The organism is Gemmatimonadaceae bacterium, assembly GCA_035533015.1.
Lineage (GTDB): Bacteria > Gemmatimonadota > Gemmatimonadetes > Gemmatimonadales > Gemmatimonadaceae > JAGWRI01.
Window position 1 is genome coordinate 17,169 of record DATLUQ010000046.1, and the last position, 17,168, is coordinate 34,336.

The 17,168-nt window shown below is 69.0% G+C and carries 18 protein-coding genes; 10 read left to right on the forward strand and 8 right to left on the reverse strand.

Annotated features, from left to right (window positions below; genetic code table 11):
- Nucleotides 1-9: 9 nt before the first annotated feature.
- Genes VNF92_08780 through VNF92_08795 form a run of 4 tightly spaced genes read right to left on the reverse strand, consistent with a single transcriptional unit; the run spans nt 10 to nt 2,865 of the window.
- Nucleotides 10-909 (reverse strand): diacylglycerol kinase family protein, encoded by a 900-nt coding sequence (locus tag VNF92_08780; protein ID HVA57971.1) that lies wholly within the window; start codon nt 907-909, stop codon nt 10-12.
- Nucleotides 910-948: 39 nt separating this feature from the next.
- Complete coding sequence (locus VNF92_08785) at nt 949-2,331, reverse strand: DUF4147 domain-containing protein (protein ID HVA57972.1); 1,383 nt, start codon at nt 2,329-2,331, stop codon at nt 949-951.
- A gap of 51 nt (nt 2,332-2,382) precedes the next feature.
- On the reverse strand, nt 2,383-2,727 hold the full coding sequence (locus VNF92_08790; GenBank protein HVA57973.1) for a redoxin domain-containing protein: 345 nt from the start codon (nt 2,725-2,727) through the stop codon (nt 2,383-2,385).
- A 9-nt stretch (nt 2,728-2,736) separates the two neighbouring features.
- Complete coding sequence (locus tag VNF92_08795; GenBank protein HVA57974.1) at nt 2,737-2,865, reverse strand: hypothetical protein; 129 nt, start codon at nt 2,863-2,865, stop codon at nt 2,737-2,739.
- Nucleotides 2,866-3,175: 310 nt separating this feature from the next.
- Between VNF92_08795 and VNF92_08800 the strand changes: the two genes are divergently transcribed.
- Nucleotides 3,176-3,571, forward strand: coding sequence for a hypothetical protein (locus VNF92_08800; GenBank protein HVA57975.1), 396 nt, complete (start codon nt 3,176-3,178; stop codon nt 3,569-3,571).
- An 84-nt stretch (nt 3,572-3,655) separates the two neighbouring features.
- Here VNF92_08800 and acnA read toward each other — a convergent pair whose 3' ends face one another.
- A complete protein-coding gene (gene acnA / locus VNF92_08805) occupies nt 3,656-6,391 on the reverse strand; it encodes an aconitate hydratase AcnA (GenBank protein ID HVA57976.1) in 2,736 nt (911 codons plus the stop codon).
- A 252-nt stretch (nt 6,392-6,643) separates the two neighbouring features.
- On the opposite strand from acnA, the gene VNF92_08810 reads away from it, so the two are divergent.
- Nucleotides 6,644-7,654, forward strand: coding sequence for a M20/M25/M40 family metallo-hydrolase (locus VNF92_08810; GenBank protein ID HVA57977.1), 1,011 nt, complete (start codon nt 6,644-6,646; stop codon nt 7,652-7,654).
- Here VNF92_08810 and VNF92_08815 read toward each other — a convergent pair.
- Nucleotides 7,624-7,980, reverse strand: coding sequence for a winged helix-turn-helix transcriptional regulator (locus VNF92_08815; protein HVA57978.1), 357 nt, complete (start codon nt 7,978-7,980; stop codon nt 7,624-7,626). The genes VNF92_08810 and VNF92_08815 overlap by 31 nt on opposite strands.
- Before the next feature lie 109 nt (nt 7,981-8,089).
- Here VNF92_08815 and VNF92_08820 point away from each other — a divergent pair, with 109 nt between their 5' ends.
- Both VNF92_08820 and VNF92_08825 read left to right on the forward strand, forming a co-directional pair.
- Entirely contained in the window at nt 8,090-8,641 is a 552-nt protein-coding gene (locus VNF92_08820) for a YceI family protein (GenBank protein ID HVA57979.1), read from the forward strand.
- Between the two features lie 52 nt (nt 8,642-8,693).
- Nucleotides 8,694-9,557, forward strand: coding sequence for a VOC family protein (locus VNF92_08825; protein HVA57980.1), 864 nt, complete (start codon nt 8,694-8,696; stop codon nt 9,555-9,557).
- On the opposite strand, the gene VNF92_08830 is transcribed toward VNF92_08825, so the two are convergent.
- Together VNF92_08830 and VNF92_08835 are read right to left on the reverse strand one after the other, a co-directional pair.
- Nucleotides 9,554-10,672 carry a patatin-like phospholipase family protein gene (locus VNF92_08830; GenBank protein HVA57981.1) on the reverse strand — a complete coding sequence of 373 codons (1,119 nt, stop codon included), beginning with the start codon at nt 10,670-10,672 and terminating at the stop codon, nt 9,554-9,556. The genes VNF92_08825 and VNF92_08830 overlap by 4 nt on opposite strands.
- Before the next feature lies 1 nt (nt 10,673).
- Nucleotides 10,674-11,063 (reverse strand): hypothetical protein, encoded by a 390-nt coding sequence (locus VNF92_08835; GenBank protein ID HVA57982.1) that lies wholly within the window; start codon nt 11,061-11,063, stop codon nt 10,674-10,676.
- 160 nt (nt 11,064-11,223) lie between these two features.
- Between VNF92_08835 and VNF92_08840 the strand changes: the two genes are divergently transcribed.
- The 6 genes from VNF92_08840 to VNF92_08865 all read left to right on the forward strand — a co-directional run bounded on the left by VNF92_08840 (nt 11,224) and on the right by VNF92_08865 (nt 17,165).
- The gene (locus VNF92_08840; protein ID HVA57983.1) at nt 11,224-12,555 is read left to right on the forward strand and encodes an APC family permease; all 1,332 of its coding nucleotides are present in this window, start codon (nt 11,224-11,226) and stop codon (nt 12,553-12,555) included.
- Nucleotides 12,552-13,745, forward strand: a complete 1,194-nt coding sequence (locus VNF92_08845) for an aminotransferase class V-fold PLP-dependent enzyme (protein HVA57984.1) — start codon at nt 12,552-12,554, stop codon at nt 13,743-13,745. The genes VNF92_08840 and VNF92_08845 overlap by 4 nt, the downstream gene beginning before the upstream one ends.
- An 11-nt stretch (nt 13,746-13,756) precedes the next feature.
- Nucleotides 13,757-13,987 (forward strand): hypothetical protein, encoded by a 231-nt coding sequence (locus VNF92_08850; protein ID HVA57985.1) that lies wholly within the window; start codon nt 13,757-13,759, stop codon nt 13,985-13,987.
- Nucleotides 13,984-14,883, forward strand: coding sequence for a pseudouridine-5'-phosphate glycosidase (locus VNF92_08855; GenBank protein ID HVA57986.1), 900 nt, complete (start codon nt 13,984-13,986; stop codon nt 14,881-14,883). The genes VNF92_08850 and VNF92_08855 overlap by 4 nt, the downstream gene beginning before the upstream one ends.
- A gap of 102 nt (nt 14,884-14,985) precedes the next feature.
- A complete protein-coding gene (locus tag VNF92_08860) occupies nt 14,986-16,128 on the forward strand; it encodes a tetratricopeptide repeat protein (protein HVA57987.1) in 1,143 nt (380 codons plus the stop codon).
- Nucleotides 16,125-17,165: a tetratricopeptide repeat protein gene (locus tag VNF92_08865; GenBank protein ID HVA57988.1), complete on the forward strand. Its 1,041-nt coding sequence runs from the start codon at nt 16,125-16,127 to the stop codon at nt 17,163-17,165. Before VNF92_08860 ends, VNF92_08865 begins: the two co-directional genes overlap by 4 nt.
- The last annotated feature ends 3 nt before the right edge of the window (nt 17,166-17,168 follow it).

Below are 17,168 nucleotides of genomic sequence, written 5' to 3' on the forward strand. Positions count from 1 at the left end.
GGCGGCTGGCTAGCCGGCGCTCCCCGGCGGGACCAGCACCCGCAGCACTCCCGGCCGGCTCTCCACGCGAACGTGGGTAGACGTGGCGCGGCGAAGTTCGCCGTCGGCCTCGTAGAGCGGCGGCGCCGCGAACCGCAGCGAGAAGGTGGCCGCGCGCCTCGCCGATACGCGCGGATGACTCAGATGTGTGCCCCTGGCGGCGCGGGCGAGCAGCGCGGGCCGGCCCAACGCCCCGACGTCGGCGATCGCTATCGCGTCGAGCATCCCGTCGTCGATGCGCGCCCCGGGCGCCACGTGAAACATGCCCCCGAAGTGCGCCCCGTTGGCGAACGCGAGCAGCAGGTACCTCGACGGGTAGGGCGCATCGTCGATGGCCACCTCGAGGCCGCGGTAGGCGAACAGCTCCTGCAGCGCCGCCACCGCGTATAAGGCAGCGCCGGCCAGCCAGCGCGTGCGTTGGGTGCGCGCGAGCACCGCGACGTCGAAGGCGAATCCGGCGACGTTGAGAAACAATTCGCCGTCCACCGTCGCCATGTCGACGCGACGCTCCTCGGCGTCGCCAGCCACGAGACGCGCCATCGCCTCGATGGCGCCCGACGGCTCGGGAAGATTCTTCACGAAGTCGTTGCCGGTGCCCGCGGAGATGAGCGCCAGCCGCGCCGGGCATCCATGACGCACCAACTCGGCGGCCGCCTTGCTCCACGTGCCGTCGCCGCCCAACACGGCGATCGTGTCGCATCCATCATCCAGCGCCGCCCGTACCTGCCGTACCTCGTCACCCGGCGCCACGGTGGGCCGGATGTCGGTGATCCCCCGGGCGGCGAACGCCTGGGCCACGTGCGGCAGGAGGCGCGCGCCGCGGCCCCGGCCGGCAACCGGATTCACAATGAGGCAGGCGCGCCGTGTCACGCGTGTGGAGTGCGGGGAGCGAGGCGCCGGCGTGCGACGTTACGCGCCTGCGGCAATCGAACCGATCACGACGTCGGCCACGTTCGTGCCGGTGGGGCCGGTGTGCAAGAGGGCGCCGGCCACGGCCAGCGCCGCGTACGATTCGTGGGCGGCGAGCGCGGCGCCGGGATCGCGCCCCGCATCGCGAATCGCATCCCAGGTGTGCGCGTCCACCCAGGCGCCCGCTGCGTCGGTGGGGCCGTCGCGGCCGTCGGTGCCCGCGGCGAGCAGCGTGATGCCGCGCGCGGCCTCCCCGGCCTCGCCGAGCACCCGCGCAGCGGAGAGCGCCAGTTCCTGGCAGCGCCCACCCTGGGGTTGCGGCTCCGGCGGCATGGCCCCCGACTCACTCCGCGCCCGCAATCCGGGGGTCAGCGAGGGGTGCGGAATGGAGACCGTCGTCTCCCCACCGCAGATGAGTACCGAGGCGCGCCCACCCGCCTGCGCGCGCCGCTCGATGAGGGCCCGCGCCATCGCCGCGCCCGCGTCGGCAGCGTTGCCAGCGAGCGTCGCATCCGCCACGGTGACCTGGGCGATTCCCAACTCGACGGCTTTGGCCCGGGCCGCTTCCAGCGCCGAGCGGTTGTTCACGATCACGCGTGCCGTCACGTGCGCAAACGCGGGGTGCGTCTGCTTGGGCGTTTCGGGGATGACGCCGCGCTGCGTTCCCGCGAGATGCTCGCGAAATGACGGTGCCAGGCGCTGCAACAGCTTTGCGTGCCGCAAGATCTCGAGCACGTCCGCTACGGTATACGGGTCCGCCACGCACGGACCGGAGCCGATGGACGAGATGTCGTCCCCGATGACGTCGGAAATGGCCAGGCAGTGGATCGTGGCCGGCGCCAGCGCCAGCGCCAGGCGGCCACTGCCCCAGCGTGAGAACCGCTTGCGCACGGCGTTCATCTGGCGGACGTCGAGCCCGCTGTTGAGCACCAGTTCGTACAGGTGAGCGAAATCGGCCTCGCTCATGCCGCTCAGCGGAGCGCCGATGAGACTCGACGCGCCTCCCGAAATGAGCACGAGGGCGATATCGTTGCTCTTCATTCCGGCGGCGGTCTCGGCCAGGCGTGCTGCCGCGGCGAACGAGTGCCGGCCCGGCACCGGGTGGTCGCCGCGCACCGAAGCCATGGTGGCCGCCGGTGACGGGGCGTCCTCGGGGGCCACCACGAGGCCGCCCGCAATGGCGATCAGCGATCGCTGCAGCGTCGCGGTGGCGGCGCTCGCCATGGCGTGCGCCGCCTTGCCCACCGCGAACAGCCACAGCCGCTGGTGGCGGGCGGTGGAGAGCTTCTCGACGGCTTGCGCCGTGGCGGCGCCGGGATCGGCGCCCACCACGGCGGCACGGAACAGGGCTTCAACCAACTCCGAGGAGGTCTGCGCGGTCACCGCTCGACCCGTGCTGCCGCCACGCGGTTCCTGCGGCGCGACACTGCGCCCCTATGGCGCGCCAGATCCACCCACCCCCGCCGTGCTGTCCACCGCGGCCTGCATGTCCTTGTATGCGGCGGCCGAGAGCACGTTGAACCCGGTGCCCACCACGCGGTACGTGATGCGGCCGTCGGGCCCGACCACGAACAGGAATCGCTTGTCGTAGTTCTTGCCGGTCTGAGCGCCGTATAGCTTGCCCACCGCTTCGCCCGAGTCACTGCCGAACAGCATCGGGAAGTCGGCGTCGCGGGCCCATGAAGAGAGCGTGGTGTCGGCATCGGTGCTGATGGCGAGCACGACCACTTTCTTCCCAGCGTTGAAGAGCGTGGCGTACTGATCACGGTACGCCTCCATTTGGACCGTTCAACCTTTGGTTCGCGCCCGGATGAAGAAGGCGAGCACCACGGTCTTGCCGCGGAAGTCCGCGAGATGGATCGGGTCTTTCAGTACGCCATACCGGGTGGCGCCGGGGATCGTGAAGTCCGGGGCCATCTCTCCTACTTGTGGTGCGGCAGTTGCTGCGGCGGGCGCCTGCTGTGCGTGGGCGGCGGAGGCCGCAACGACGAGTCCCACGGCGAGTCCCAACGTACGGACAGATGTTCGGGTCACGGGTCCCCTCGGGTGCTGGTTCAGTGCGGGAAATTGGGGTTCCGCCCCGCATAACGCAATGCAGACCGGCGAGTTGGGGACCCAATTGCCGCTGGTTTGGTCCCCGCGGGACGCCGACCGCGAAACCTTTGTGCCGCACGGCAGGTCTTTCCTAATGGTCAACAGGTCGACGATGACCGCGAGGATCACACCGATGAGCTCACTGGAAACCGAAATCAATCAGGTGCTCGTGACGCTGGTGCACGACGTCGAAGCGGCGGTGCATGCGATGTATCGCGGCGAGGTGCGCCAGAACACGGCGAAGCTCAAGACGGACGCGCAGCGCACGACGGCGCGCGATGCCGTGCTGGCTCTCGTCGGGATCGGCCGGCCCGTCAGCGACACGGACCCTGGCTCCGTGCGCGCATCGGTGCTCTCGCCCGAGGAGGTGGCGGCCCTCACTCGCTGCATCACCGGCTGGCTGCCCATGGGCGACCCCCGCGCCGCCACGCCGAACTCGCGGTGCATTCCCGCGGCGCGCGAGATCGCGCCCACATGGGGAGAGCGCGAGAAAGCGCGGTTGGCGATCCGTCGGGCCGAGACCGGCTGAGCGCCGGTGCTCGACCCGCCTAGAGGAAGCGGGCGGGGGGGCAGCCCGGCCCCCCGCCCGCCCCGGTTCCGCCGGTCGAGCGCGCTACTTGCGGCCGACGAGTGACCGGAGCACGTAGGGCAGAATGCCGCCGTGCCGGTAGTAGTGCATCTCCTCGGGTGTGTCGATGCGCACCAGCACCGTGAACTCCTTGATCATGCCGTCGCTGGCGGTGGCGCGCACGGTCAGCCCCGCCTTGGGCGAGAGCGAGTCGCCGAGCCCCACGATCTCGTACGTCTCAAAGCCGGTGAGCCCCAGCGACTGGCGGCCCTGCCCACCCGTGAACTCCAGCGGCAGTACACCCATTCCCACCAGGTTGGACCGGTGGATGCGCTCGAACGATTCGGCGATCACGGCCTTCACGCCGAGCAGGATCGTGCCTTTGGCCGCCCAGTCGCGCGACGACCCGGTGCCGTACTCCTTGCCGGCCACGATCACCAGTGGCGTGCCCGCCTTCTGGTACGCCATCGCCGCATCGTAGATGTACGTGGGCTGGGCGCCGGGGGCGGTGGCCGTCCACCCGCCTTCGGTGCCCGGGGCGAGTTCGTTGCGCAGACGGATGTTGCCGAAGGTACCGCGCATCATCACCTCGTGATTGCCACGGCGCGATCCGTACGAGTTGAAATCCTTGCGGTCCACGCCGTGCGCCACCAGCCACTGACCGGCGGGACTCTTGAGCGGGATGCTTCCGGCCGGCGAGATGTGGTCCGTGGTGATCGAATCGCCGAGCATCGCCAGCACGCGGGCGCCGGCGATCGGGCGCACGCCCGGGGGCGTCATCGTCATGCCGTCGAAATACGGCGGGTTCTTCACGTACGTGGAATCGTTCTGCCACGCGTACGTCTCGCCGTGCGGAACGTCGAGCTGCTGCCACTCCGCGTCGCCCTTGAACACGTCGGCGTACTCGGCACTGAAGAAATCACGCTTCACGCTGCGCAGGATCTCGTCCTGCACGTCCTTGGCGCTCGGCCAGATGTCCTTGAGGTACACCGGTCCGTGGGTGCCCTCGCCCAGCGGTTCGGTGGTAAGGTCGACGTCCATGCGACCGGCCAGCGCGTAGGCCACGACCAGCGGGGGCGACGCCAGATAGTTGAACCGCGTCAGCGGGTTCACGCGCCCCTCGAAGTTGCGGTTGCCGCTCAACACCGACGCCACGATGAGTCTCTTCTGTTCGATGGCGGCGGCGATCGATTCAGGGAGCGGCCCCGAATTCCCGATGCACGTGGTGCAGCCGTACCCTACGAGATTGAACCCCAGCGCGTCGAGATACTCCGTGAGCCCGGCCTGCTTGTAATAGTCGGTCACCACCTTGGAGCCCGGGGCCAGTGACGTCTTCACCCAGGGCTTGGACTTGAGCCCCTTCTTCACCGCGTTCCGCGCCAACATGCCGGCGGCGATCATCACGCTCGGATTCGACGTGTTGGTGCAGCTCGTGATGGCGGCGATCACCACCGCGCCGTGACGGAGCGTGAAGGTCTGCCCGTTGTGCGCGCATTCCACCGCGTTGTGAGTCTGCGCCCCGCCTTCTCCGTCCATCCGGGCCTTGGCGCCCTGCGTGTCGCCGTTGCCGGCCGACACCGCGAGGCGCTCCGCTTCCCCCTTGTACGCGTCGGCGTACATTGCCTTGGCTCTGGCCAGCGGCACTCGGTCCTGCGGACGCTTGGGGCCGGCCAGGCTCGGCTCGACCGTGGCGAGATCCAGCTCCAACGTGTCGGTGAATACCGGGTCGGGCGTGTCGTCGGTGCGGAAGAGCCCCTGCGCCTTGGTGTATGCCTCCACCAGCTCGACGTGGTGCTCGGGCCGGCCGGTGAGCCGCAGGTACTTGAGTGTTTCGGCATCGCACGGGAAGAAACCCATCGTCGCGCCGTATTCGGGCGACATGTTGGCGATCGTGGCGCGGTCGGCGAGCGACAACGACGACAGGCCGGCACCGTAGAACTCCACGAACTTGCCCACGACCTTCTTTTTGCGGAGCATCTCGGTGCAGGTGAGCACGAGATCGGTGGCCGTGGTGCCCGGCGGCAGCTTGCCGTGCAGCTTGAACCCGACCACCTCCGGAATGAGCATCGTCACCGGCTGGCCGAGCATCGCCGCTTCGGCTTCGATGCCGCCCACGCCCCAACCCAGCACCCCGAGGCCATTGATCATGGTCGTGTGGGAGTCGGTTCCGACGAGCGAATCCGGGTAGGCCTCACCCGTCTCGCTGTTCACGAACACCGTCTTGCCCAGGTACTCCAGGTTCACCTGGTGGCAGATGCCGGTGCCCGGCGGCACGACGCGAAAGTTCTTGAACGCATCCTGCCCCCAGCGCAGGAACACGTAGCGCTCCGTGTTGCGTTCGAACTCCCGCTCGGTGTTGAGCAGGAACGCCGCCGCGCTGCCGTATTCGTCCACCTGTACGGAGTGGTCGATCACGAGATCCACCGGTTGCAGCGGATTGATCTTCTGCGGATTGCCGCCAAGTTTGGCGATTGCATCGCGCATTGCCGCCAGGTCGACCACCGCCGGCACGCCCGTGAAGTCCTGGAGGAGCACGCGGGACGTGCGGAACGCGATTTCCTTCTCGACCTTCGCCTTCACGTCCCAGCGGATCATCGCCTCGATGTCTGCCCGCCGCACGAAGGCATCGTCTTCGTTTCGCAGCAGATTCTCGAGCAGGATCTTGAGACTGAACGGGAGCGTGGCGGTGGTACCGCCCAGGTCACCCAGCCGGTAGACAGTGTACGTCTTGCCGTCGACGGCGAGCGCCGTGCGGCTGCCAAAGGAGTTCTTGCTTGTCATGGAATGGCCTCTCGATCACGGCCGCGCTGTGGGGCCGGGGCGAGGGTTCGCAGTGGAGCCACTGCCGTGTGGACGGCAGGCTGCCATCAAATCTAGCGCAACGCTTCGGGGCCGGCAGGATGATCCCGACCGGCATTGACGGACCCGCGCCCTGCGGTGTACATGATCCGCACCGCCGCACGCCGACACCGAGATGCCGGCGCTCATCCGAAGGCCGGTCGAAGGAATCGCCGGTAGCGCTTAGGTTTGGTCATGCCCGAATCCCAGGACGTCGTCGCCCTCGCACAGCGCCTCATGGCCATCGACTCCACGAGCGGCCGCGAGGGCGCCCTGATGACCCACGTCCACACGCTGCTCGAACAGCGCGGGTGGACGGTGACCCGCATCCCGGTAAGCGAGGGCCGATTCGCCGTGTTCGCCCGCGCCGGCGACGTACCCTTCGTCACCCTGTCCACGCACCTCGATACCGTGCCGCCCTATATCGCACCGCGCCTGGACGGCGACGTGCTCTGGGGACGTGGAGCGTGCGACGCCAAGGGCATCGCCTCGGCGATGATCTGCGCCGGCGACGTGCTCCGTGCCGAGGGGGCTCCCATTGCCCTGTTATTCGTGGTCGGTGAGGAGATCACGCATGACGGCGCGCACGCGTCCAATGCTTGGATCGCCCGGAGCGGGTTGAGGAGCCGCGCCATCGTGGACGGCGAGCCCACCGAGAGCCTGCTCGGCAGGGGCACCAAAGGCGCGATGCGCGTGATCGTGCGTACCAAGGGCGAGCCGGCGCATTCCGCCTATCCGCACCTCGGGCATTCGGCAATCGAGGATCTGGTTGGGCTGCTCGCCGAGTTACCCCACCTCGACCTGCCCCGCAGCGATCTGTTCGGCCCCACCACCGTCAACATCGGACAGATCAGCGGGGGCGTGGCCGATAATGTCGTCGCCCCATGGGCCGAAGCGCGGCTCATGGCCCGGACGGTGTCGCCGGCCGAAGACGCCATGCGCGTGCTGGAGCGGTGGGCCGCAGGCCGAGCCGAGCTGGAACAGGGCATCACCGTGCCGCCGGTCCAACTCGGCGTGCTTCCAGGCTTCGAGACGTCGGTCGTGGCGTTCGCCACCGACATACCCGAACTCGGCAATTGGGGCACCCCCTATCTATTCGGTCCCGGCTCCATCCACGTTGCGCACCGCGACGACGAGCACGTGCGGGTGGACGAGTTGCGCGCTGCGGTGGACGCCTACGCCCGACTGGCGCGCGCCTTGGGCTGAGCCGGGCCTACTTCCTTCCACGCCTCCGCCCACTTCGATACGGCGCCCAGCACGTGCTCGAGGGCGCGCCCTTTGGCGCTCAGCTCATACTCGACGCGCACCGGGGTGTTGGGCATGACCACACGCACCACGATGCCCTCACTCTCGAGTTCCTTGAGCCGCTCGGAGAGCATGCGGTCGCTCACTTCGGGAATGGCGTCCCGAATGTCGCAGTAGCGGGTGCGCCCCTTCATCAATACCTGCAGCACGGCGCCCGTCCACCGGCGACCTATCAACTCGATGGCCTTGTGGAAGTGGGGACAGACGGTGTTGGCCTGGTTGGACATGGCAAAAACCTCGGGCGAGCGGACGCACTTGACAAGAGTAACATCTTTTTTTAGAGTTACATATGAAAAGTAGGTAACACATCAACTAATTTCAAGTAGCGAGGCACCTATGAGCACCAAGACCACGTGGCAGATCGACACGGCGCACAGCGCTGCCGAGTTTGCCGTCAAGCATCTCATGATCTCCACGGTCAAAGGCTACTTCGCCGACGTGCAGGGCACGGTTACTGCGGACGACGCGAATCCCGCCGCATCGACGGTCGAAGTCACGATTGGCGTGGCCAGCATTGATACGCGGGACGACAAGCGTGATGCCCACCTCAAGTCCGGCGACTTCTTCGACGCCGAGCAGTACCCGACGATCAGGTTCACGGGCAAGCGCATCAACGGCTCGGTGGACGGCGAGTTCACGCTCGTCGGCGACCTGACCATCCGCGACGTGACACGCGAGGTTACCCTCGCCGTTGAATCGGCGGGGCGCGCCAGGGACCCGTGGGGCGGCGAGCGCGCCGGCTTCGCCGCGACCACGCGCATCAACCGCAAGGACTTTGGCCTCACGTGGAATGTGGCGTTGGAGGCGGGTGGCGTACTCGTGGGTGACGACGTCAAGATTTCCATCGACTTGCAGCTGGTGAAACAGGCCGCGCAGGCCGCGGCGTAACGGCCGGCCCCGTGGCGGGGGTGTTCGCACCCGCCGCCGGCGGGGAGCGGCAATGGAAGGCATGATGTCCATCGATCCGGGCACCGCGATTGGCGGGGTCCAGCTCCGCGTGAGCGACCTCGACCGGTCTCTCGCGTTCTATACGGACGTGTTGGGGCTCGACCTCCTTCACCACGCGGGCGATCACGCCTCGCTCGGTTCTGGCGGGCGCGCGCTCGTGGACTTGCGGAGAATCGCCGGTGCGGTGCGGCGCCCGCGGCGAAGCACGGGGGTGTACCACTTCGCCCTGCTCGTGCCGGGGCGCATCGACCTCGGCCATGCACTGGCGCGGCTGGCGGAGTCCCGTTGGCCGCTACAGGGCGCGTCCGACCATGGTGTGAGCGAAGCGCTCTATCTCGGCGATCCGGACGGCATCGGCATCGAGATCTATCGCGACCGGGAAAGGGGCGAATGGCCGGTGACCGGCGGTTTGCTGCAGATGGTCTCCGAGCCGCTCGACCTGCAGGCTCTGCTCGACGATGCGATCGCCGTGGGCATCGCGCCGCCGCGCGTTCCACCGCACACGCGCATGGGACACGTGCACCTGCAGGTGCGCGACCTCGATGAGGCCGACGCGTTCTACCATGGTGTGTTGGGGTTCGACGTCACGCAGCGCATGGCGTCGGGCGCGCTGTTCGTGTCGGCGGGCGGCTATCATCACCACCTCGGGCTCAACACCTGGGGGGTAACCGGCGCGCCGTCGGCGCCGGAGAATTCGCCGGGGCTCGACTACCTCCGGATTGTGCTGCCGGGTCGCGAGGCGCTCCACGCGGCGCGCGATGCCGTTTCGCACGCCGGGGCCACGGCGGAGCCGCACGATGGCGGATGGCTGGTGCGCGACCCGTCGTCCAACGCGGCGTTGCTCGCGGCGGGCTAAGGAACGAGCAGGTCCTCGCGGTCGGCGTCTTCGTCCGGTGCGCCGGGCGTGACGAGGTCGAGGCGCGCTGCCTTGATGGCCCGCGTGGGGCAGTGGCGCACGAAGTCGCCGTCGGCCGCGGACCACTCCACCGTTGCCTCGCGGGGCACCGCTGTTCCGTCGGTGGAATCGATCATCATGGTGTCGGGCGCCAGGGCCAGGCACAGCCCGCACTTGATGCAGTCCTTGCGCACGACGTGCAACTGGATCCGCTTGCGCGGATAGATGCCGGAGGACTGCTCGAGATAGACCTCGATGTGCTCCAGCGCCTTGACCGTGGCGCGGTATCCTTCGCGGATGTTCTGCTCGGCGTGGGCGAAGCTCAGCCAGTTCGAATCCACCTTGGGGCGGACGAGCAACATCGGCGGGCCTTTCCACTGCATGAGCGGCTCCAGCTGCAGGTGGTGCATCATCGTGGTGACCGCGCGCATGTAGATGGCGGCGAACCCCTGGGCGCCGATGCGCGGGATGGGGCGCACATCGGAACTGCCCACGTCCACGGCAATCATGGCGTCCATGCGGAGGGCTGCGGCGGCCGCGGGCAGATTGTCGATCACGCCGCCGTCCGCGCACAGCCGTCCGTCCACGCGCGCCGGAGGGAAGAAGCCCGGGAGCGCGCACGACGCGTACACCGTGTCGCGTACCGACACCTCGCGCAACCCGGGGAGGCCCCACACCACGCGGGTGGCGCGCTCCAGGTCCACCGTGTTCACCAGCAGCGGGCGGGGCAGATCCTCGAAGGTGCCCGGGGGAACGACCTCATCCACCACGTTGCGCAGCGGTTCGCCCAGGTAGATGGACGGCGACCGCATGCGTTCCATGACCATGCCGAGGTGGTTGATGCGGAACAGGTCGCGGCGGCGGAGTGATTCCGCACGCCGCGCCAACTCGTCAGCACTCAGTCCGTGCACCGCGGCGGCGGCGATGAGCGCGCCGATGCTCGTGCCGGCGTACACGGCGGGGCGGATGCCCCGTTCCTCGAGGGCCCTGATCACGCCGATGTGCGCGAAGCCCTTCACGCCCCCGCCGCCAAGGACGAGGGCGATTCGGGCCCTGGACGCGCGATCGGCGGCCAAGCTACTGGAAATAGTTGTAGAGGCCGAACAGACCGACGACGGCGCCTCCCACCATGACGATGGTGCCGGGGGAGCCGCCGATGAGCGCGCCGACGATAAGCGCCGCGCCGCCCACGATCATCATGGCGCGGGACTGCGTGCGGTCGTCGGCGGGAACCAGGGCGCCGGTCTGTGCGAGCGGAACGTTCTGGGGCGATGGCCGCACACCGACGGCCGACGAACGAAGAACGGGCCCGACGGTGGCGCTCGGGATCGTGCCGGCCTGGACGGCCAACACCGGCGCGCCCAGCGGAATCGATACGATCGGGCGGGTGGGCGCCTGGGCGCTGGCCGCGGCTGACGTGAGTGCCAGCGCGAATGCGAGGGTCAACGGGTAAACGCGTCGGGTCATGCGGGTCCTCCGGCAGGGTGTGTGCGTTGCGGCGCGCCCGACAATCGGCCCGCCGCGGTTACTAGAATGGTGGCGTCCCGAGCGCGCTCGGTCTAGTGTTGTACACGGTTCGCCGCCGCCGGCGCCCACCCGACGTCTACCCAGCCGACCCCGTCCCGCCATGACTCAGCGCGCTTCCATCGAATCCTCGCTCATCCGAGCCGTGGGCGTTTGGGGCCTCGCCGCGAGCATCGTCAATCTGATCATCGGGGGCGGGATATTCCGTATTCCCTCCGATCCGGCGGTGGCCGGGCTGCTGGGGGCGGCGGCGCCGCTCGCCTACTTGATGTGCGCCCTCGCCATGGGGCTGGTGGTCCTGTGCATGGCCGAGGCGGGCAGCCGGGTGTCACTCACCGGCGGTCCGTACATGTACGTCGAGACGGCGTTCGGCCCCTACGCCGGGTTCCTGGTCGGGGTGCTCATCTGGTCCATCGGCGCCACGGCGGTTCCGGCGATCTCGATGATCTTTGCGGATAATTTCGCGCGCGTGGTGCCGGGATTCGATTCCGCGGCGGCCAAGGTGGGGTTGCTGGTGGTCACGTACGCGATCGTGGTGTGGATCAACGTGCGCGGCGTGAAGCAGGGCACCCGGCTCATCGGCGCCGCCACGGTCGTCAAGCTGGCGCCGCTGGGGCTGCTCGTCGTGGTCGGCGCGTTTGGCCTCCATATGGAATATCTCAAACCAACGACGATGCCGCCCAAACACGACTTCGCCCGGGCGGCGATGGTGCTGGTGTTCGTGTTCGCCGGGTTCGAGAGCGCCCTCGTGCCGAGTGGCGAGGTGCGAGAGTCGTCGCGCACCGTGCCGCGTGCGCTGCTCCTGGCCATGAGCATGGTGACGCTGCTGTTCATCGCCCTCCAGCTCGTGGTGCAGGGCATCCTGGGGCCTCACCTCGTGGGCTCGGCCACCCCGCTGGCCGACGCCGCGGCAGTCGTCATGGGCCCGTGGGGCGCCCAGCTGTTCGCCGTGGCCGTCGTGCTGTCGACGTTCGGGTTCATGACCGGCATGGCACTGGCCATGCCGCGGGCCCTGTTCGCGTTCGCGCGCGACGGCTACGCGCCGCGCGCGCTGGCCGCGGTGCACCCCCGCTACCACACGCCGCACGTGGCCATCATCGCGCAGGCGGTGCTGACCGTGGTGCTGGCCGCCACCGGCGCGTTCGAGCGGCTGGTCGTGCTGGCCAATCTGGCGGCGCTCCTCGCCTACCTGGGATGTTGCGCCGCCGCGTTCGAACTGCGCCGGCGCGACGTGCGCGGCGCCGGCCAGCCGTTCCGCCTCCCGGGCGGCAACACCATCCCCGTTCTCGCCGCCGTGCTGGTGATCGCCCTCCTGTCGTCGGTCACGGTGCGGGAATGGCGGATTGCCGGACTCGTGCTCTCCGTCGCCACGCTGGTATTCGTGGCCACGCGCCGCTCTCGCGCCGAGCGCGCGGCTGCCGCCCCGGCCGTATGACCGATCCGCTGCTCGCCTTCCGCCCCGAATTCCCGATCCTCGCCCGCACCACGTACCTCGTATCCAATTCGCTGGGCGCCATGCCGCGTCACGTGCCCGACCGGCTCGCGGAGTACGTGGACGAGTGGGCCGAACAGGGGGTCCGGGCGTGGGGGCGGGCGTGGTGGGAGATGCCGGCGGCGCTGGGCGACGAGATCGCGCCCCTGATCGGGGCCAGCGCGGGCCAGGTGGTGATGGTGGGCAACGTCACGCTCGGCCAGGCCACGGTGCTCTCGGCGCTCGATTACCCGCCCGAACGAAATCGCATCGTGATGACCGAGTTGGATTTCCCCTCGGTCCGCTACGTCTACGACCGCCTGGCGACGCGCCTCGGCGCCGAGATCATCGTCGTGCCGGCAGCGCCCGACGGGATCAGTGTGGACGCCGACGCCGTGGCGGCGGCGATCGACGAGCGCACGCGACTCGTCTGTATCTCGCACGTCCTCTTCCGTTCGGCATTCGTGATGGATGTGGCACCGATCGCCCGGCGGGCGCACGAGATGGGCGCCCTGGTGTCGCTCGACGCGTTCCATTCGGTGGGCGTGCTGCCGGTGGACGTCCAGGCACTGGGCGTGGACTTTCTCACCGGCGGCGTCCTCAAGTGGCTGTGCGGCGGTCCCGGCGGCTGCTTCCTGTACGTCGCGCCCTGGATCCAGACCGCGCTCGAGCCGTCGCTCACCGGGTGGCAGGCGCACGCGAATCCGTTCGACTTCGAGACCGAGATGCGGTACACCGGTGGCATCTACCGGTGGCTCAACGGCACGCCGGCCATCCCCGCGCTGTACGCTGCCATCGAGGGCCCACGGCTCGTGCGGCGGGCCGGCGTGGCAGCGATCCGCGCCAAGAGCATGCAGCAGACGGCACGGTTGCTCGCGATGGCCGACGAGCGCGGGTACCCGGTCAAGACGCCGCGTGATCCGGCCCGTCGTGGAGGAACCGTTGCCTTCAACGTCCCCCACGCGTTCGAGGTATCGCAGTATCTTCTGTCGCGCGACGTGCTGGTGGATTTCCGTCCCAACGCGGGCATCCGCGTCGCGCCGCACTTCTACAACGCCGACGACGAACTCGACGCCGCCGTGGCGATGATGGACGAGGCGCTCACCACCGGCCGGTGGCGCGAGTTCGAGCTCCCACGTGGCACCGCCACCTGAATCGTGTTCCGATGAAGAAACCCACCGCTATCCGCCTGCGCCGGCGTTACGTGAACGACCGCACCCCGCTCGTCGTACTCCGCTTTGAAGACGGCCACGAGATCCGGGTCGCCAGGGGCCAGGGAAAGGAATTCGACGCCTACGAGGGCGAGACGATCAAGATCATCGCGATCTACGATCCCACCTCCGCGGAACGCGAGGTGCTCGACTCGCGCAAGGCCGAGGCGTTCGACCCCGCGTGATCCGGATCCTCCCGGACCTGCGCCGCGCGATCGCCGGCGGCGAGGCGGTGGTCGCGCTGGAGAGTTCTGTGATCGCGCAGGGGCTTCCCTCGCCCGCCAATCGCGACGCCGTTGAGCGGATGACGGCGGCGGTCCGTGGCGCGGGGGCGCACCCTGCGATCACGGCCGTGGTCCGCGGAGTGCCGGCGCTCGGGCTCGAGCCCGGCGAACTGGAGCGCTTCCTCACCGGGAACGGCGTGCGGAAGGTATCGGCCCGCGATCTGGCGCTGGCCGTCGTCCAAGGGGCCGATGGCGCCACGACGGTGGCGGCATCGCTCGCCCTCGCCCACCGGGCCGGCGTTCCGGTGTTCGCCACCGGCGGCATTGGCGGTGTGCACCGCGAACCGCCATTCGACGAATCCGCCGACCTGGTGGAACTCGCGCACACGCCAATGGTCGTCGTGTGCGCCGGCGCCAAGGCGATTCTCGACCTCCCGGCCACCATGGAGCGGCTGGAAACGCTCGGCGTGCCCGTGGTGGGTTTCCGGACGTCGGAGCTGCCCGGGTTCTACACCGTGGACACCGGGCTGCGGCTGAGCGCGCGCGCGGAATCGGCGGCGGAGATCGCCGCCATCTTCCGGGCCCACCGGGCACTGGGCCGGACTCAGGCGCTGGTGGTCGTGCAGCCGCCGCCGGCCGGCATCGCATTGCCGCGCGTCGAAGTGGAACGTGCCGTGCAGCACGCGCTGGACCGCGCGCGGGCCGACGGTGTACGGGGCGCCGCCGCCACGCCCTATTTGCTCGCGGCAGTGACGGCGGTCACCGACGGGCGGTCCCTCGGAGTGAACCTCGCGCTGCTCGAACGAAACGCTTGGTTGGCCGCGGAAGTCGCTGTAGCGATGGTCGGCGCCGGGTAGCGCATCAAAATGGCGCGTGTTGAAGCAAAACTCACCGTTGAACTTCGCGGCACGGTGATTGTACTATAGGCATGCCCTCTCGATTCGGAGGTCTTCGTCCTCATGCCCACCCCGTTCCTGAGTTCCGAGGAGTACGATGAACGTGCCCACCAACTCTACAACGAGGGGTTGTATGACGAAGCCCTGGACGTCTTGCGTGAGGGGCTGGCGCTCTACCCGAATTCGGTAGAGCTGCACATCGGCGTCGGCTATGCGCGCCTGGCCCGCGAGGAATTTCCGTGGGCGCGGCGGAGCTTCGAGCAGGCGCTCGTGCTCGAGCCCGACCACGAAGATGCGCTGGCCGGGATCGGCGAGACGCTGCTCAAGTTCGGCCAGGAAGACGCCGCGGTCCGGTGTTTCAATCGGATCTTCGAGCTCGGGTACAGCGACGACCTCGATCTCATGCTGCAGGTCGGGCGGGCCCTGTTCCGCGAGGCGTCGTTCCGCGAACGGCCGGCGCTGTTCGAATTGGCGCTCGAATTCTTCGAACAGGCCAGGGAGCAGGCGCCCGAGATGGCCGAGGCGATTGCGTGCGTCGGCTACGCGCAGCACCGGCTGGGCGACGACACCTCGTCCATCCAAGCGCTGCGCGCGGCGCTGCAGATCGACGCCGACCACGCCGAAGCGCGCATCTACCTGGCTAACATCCTGTACGATCGCGCCGAGTACGAGGGCGCACTCTACCATTTCGAGCGGACGCGCCCAGACGACCACTGGGACGAACTCGGCATCTGGCGATTGATCGAACTCAAGCGATCCATCTACAAGCTCGACGAGAGCGATGCCGAGCTGACGCCCTGGCATGCGCGTCTTGCCGAACTGGGTGACGACGCCGACGATCTGGAAGACGTGCTCCTCGACCTCGACGAGGGCGGTGAGGAGAGCGACGAGCGAGCGGCCCCGCGGAACCAACTCGAAATGTTCGGCACCCTGCTCAGCGGCCTCGTCGAGCGCGATGACGCCCAGGGCGCGCATCCGCACCAGGTGGTGGGAGGCGACGGGATGAGCTTCGAAGGGTCGTGGGAAGAGATCGTGACCCATATGCGCGACGCCGAGGACACCCACGCGGCCTCGTCCATCGAGGACTACATGCGGGGCCGTGCTCGCCATGTGCTGACGCAGACCGGCATCCAGCTGCCCATCCACGACGCGGAGAGTTTCCTGCGGGCGAGCGCGCGCGCCGGCCTGCTGCGTATCGTCCGGTGAATTCGTCGGACCCGCAGGGCGCGGACGCCGCGCTCGGCGCCGCCCGCGCCGCGATCGGCCGCCTCGCTCCGTCGAGCCATCCCGATGAGTTGGCCGCCGATCTGCTCGACGCGTGGTCGGCCGTGGAGGACGCCCTGCGCGCCGCCATCGGCGGCAGTGGTACGGCCGGCATGCAACTCGTGCGCGAAGCCCGCCGCCGCCAACTGCTCACGTTCGATCAGGCCAACGCGCTCGCCGCGCTCTCCGCCGCGCGCGACCGCGCCGGTGACACGGAGTATCGCCCCACGACCACGGATATCGAGGCCGCGCACCAGGCCCTGACGGCGCTCGATGCCTCGCTCGGGGCTGCCGCCCGTTCGTCGGGCGGAGCGGGGACCGCCGCGACCATGCCGGTTGCCCCGCCGCGCCCCCTACTCGAGGCCATGACACCGCCCGGACGGCTGGAATCGGTGCCCGAGCCAGTGGATGGCCCAACGCCCGCTGGCCAGCGGCGCGTGTCGCACACCGGCCGGTGGCTGGTCCTGGTGGCCGTAACGATCGTGGTCGCGGCTGCTGCGAGCGGCACGTATTACTGGCTCGGCGGCCCACGGCGCGACGGCGTGCTCCGGCAGGCGATGACGGAATACGAAGCCGGTAATCTCGATGCCGCGACCGCGGACTTCCGGCGTGCCGCGCTCATCGACCCCGGCTATGCGATCACGCACGTCTACCTGGCCCGCATCGCCCGCCGCACCGGCAACCTCGCGGCGGCCAACGACGAGTTGCAACTCGCCCTCACCGCCGACCCAACCAACTTCGTGGCCCTGCGCGAGATGGGAGATTATCTGTTCACGGCCGGCCAGTACGAGTTGGCGCGGAAATTCTACGTGCGGGCCGTGTCGGCCAATCCCGAAGACCCCGCCGCCCAGGGATACCTGGGGTGCACGCTCGTCAAGCTCGGGCGCATCGACGAGGGCGAGCGGTGGATCACGCGCGCCGGCCCCGGCGTGTGGACGCGGTGCGTCTCCGGGGCAACCCCGCCCGATACGCTGCACTGATCG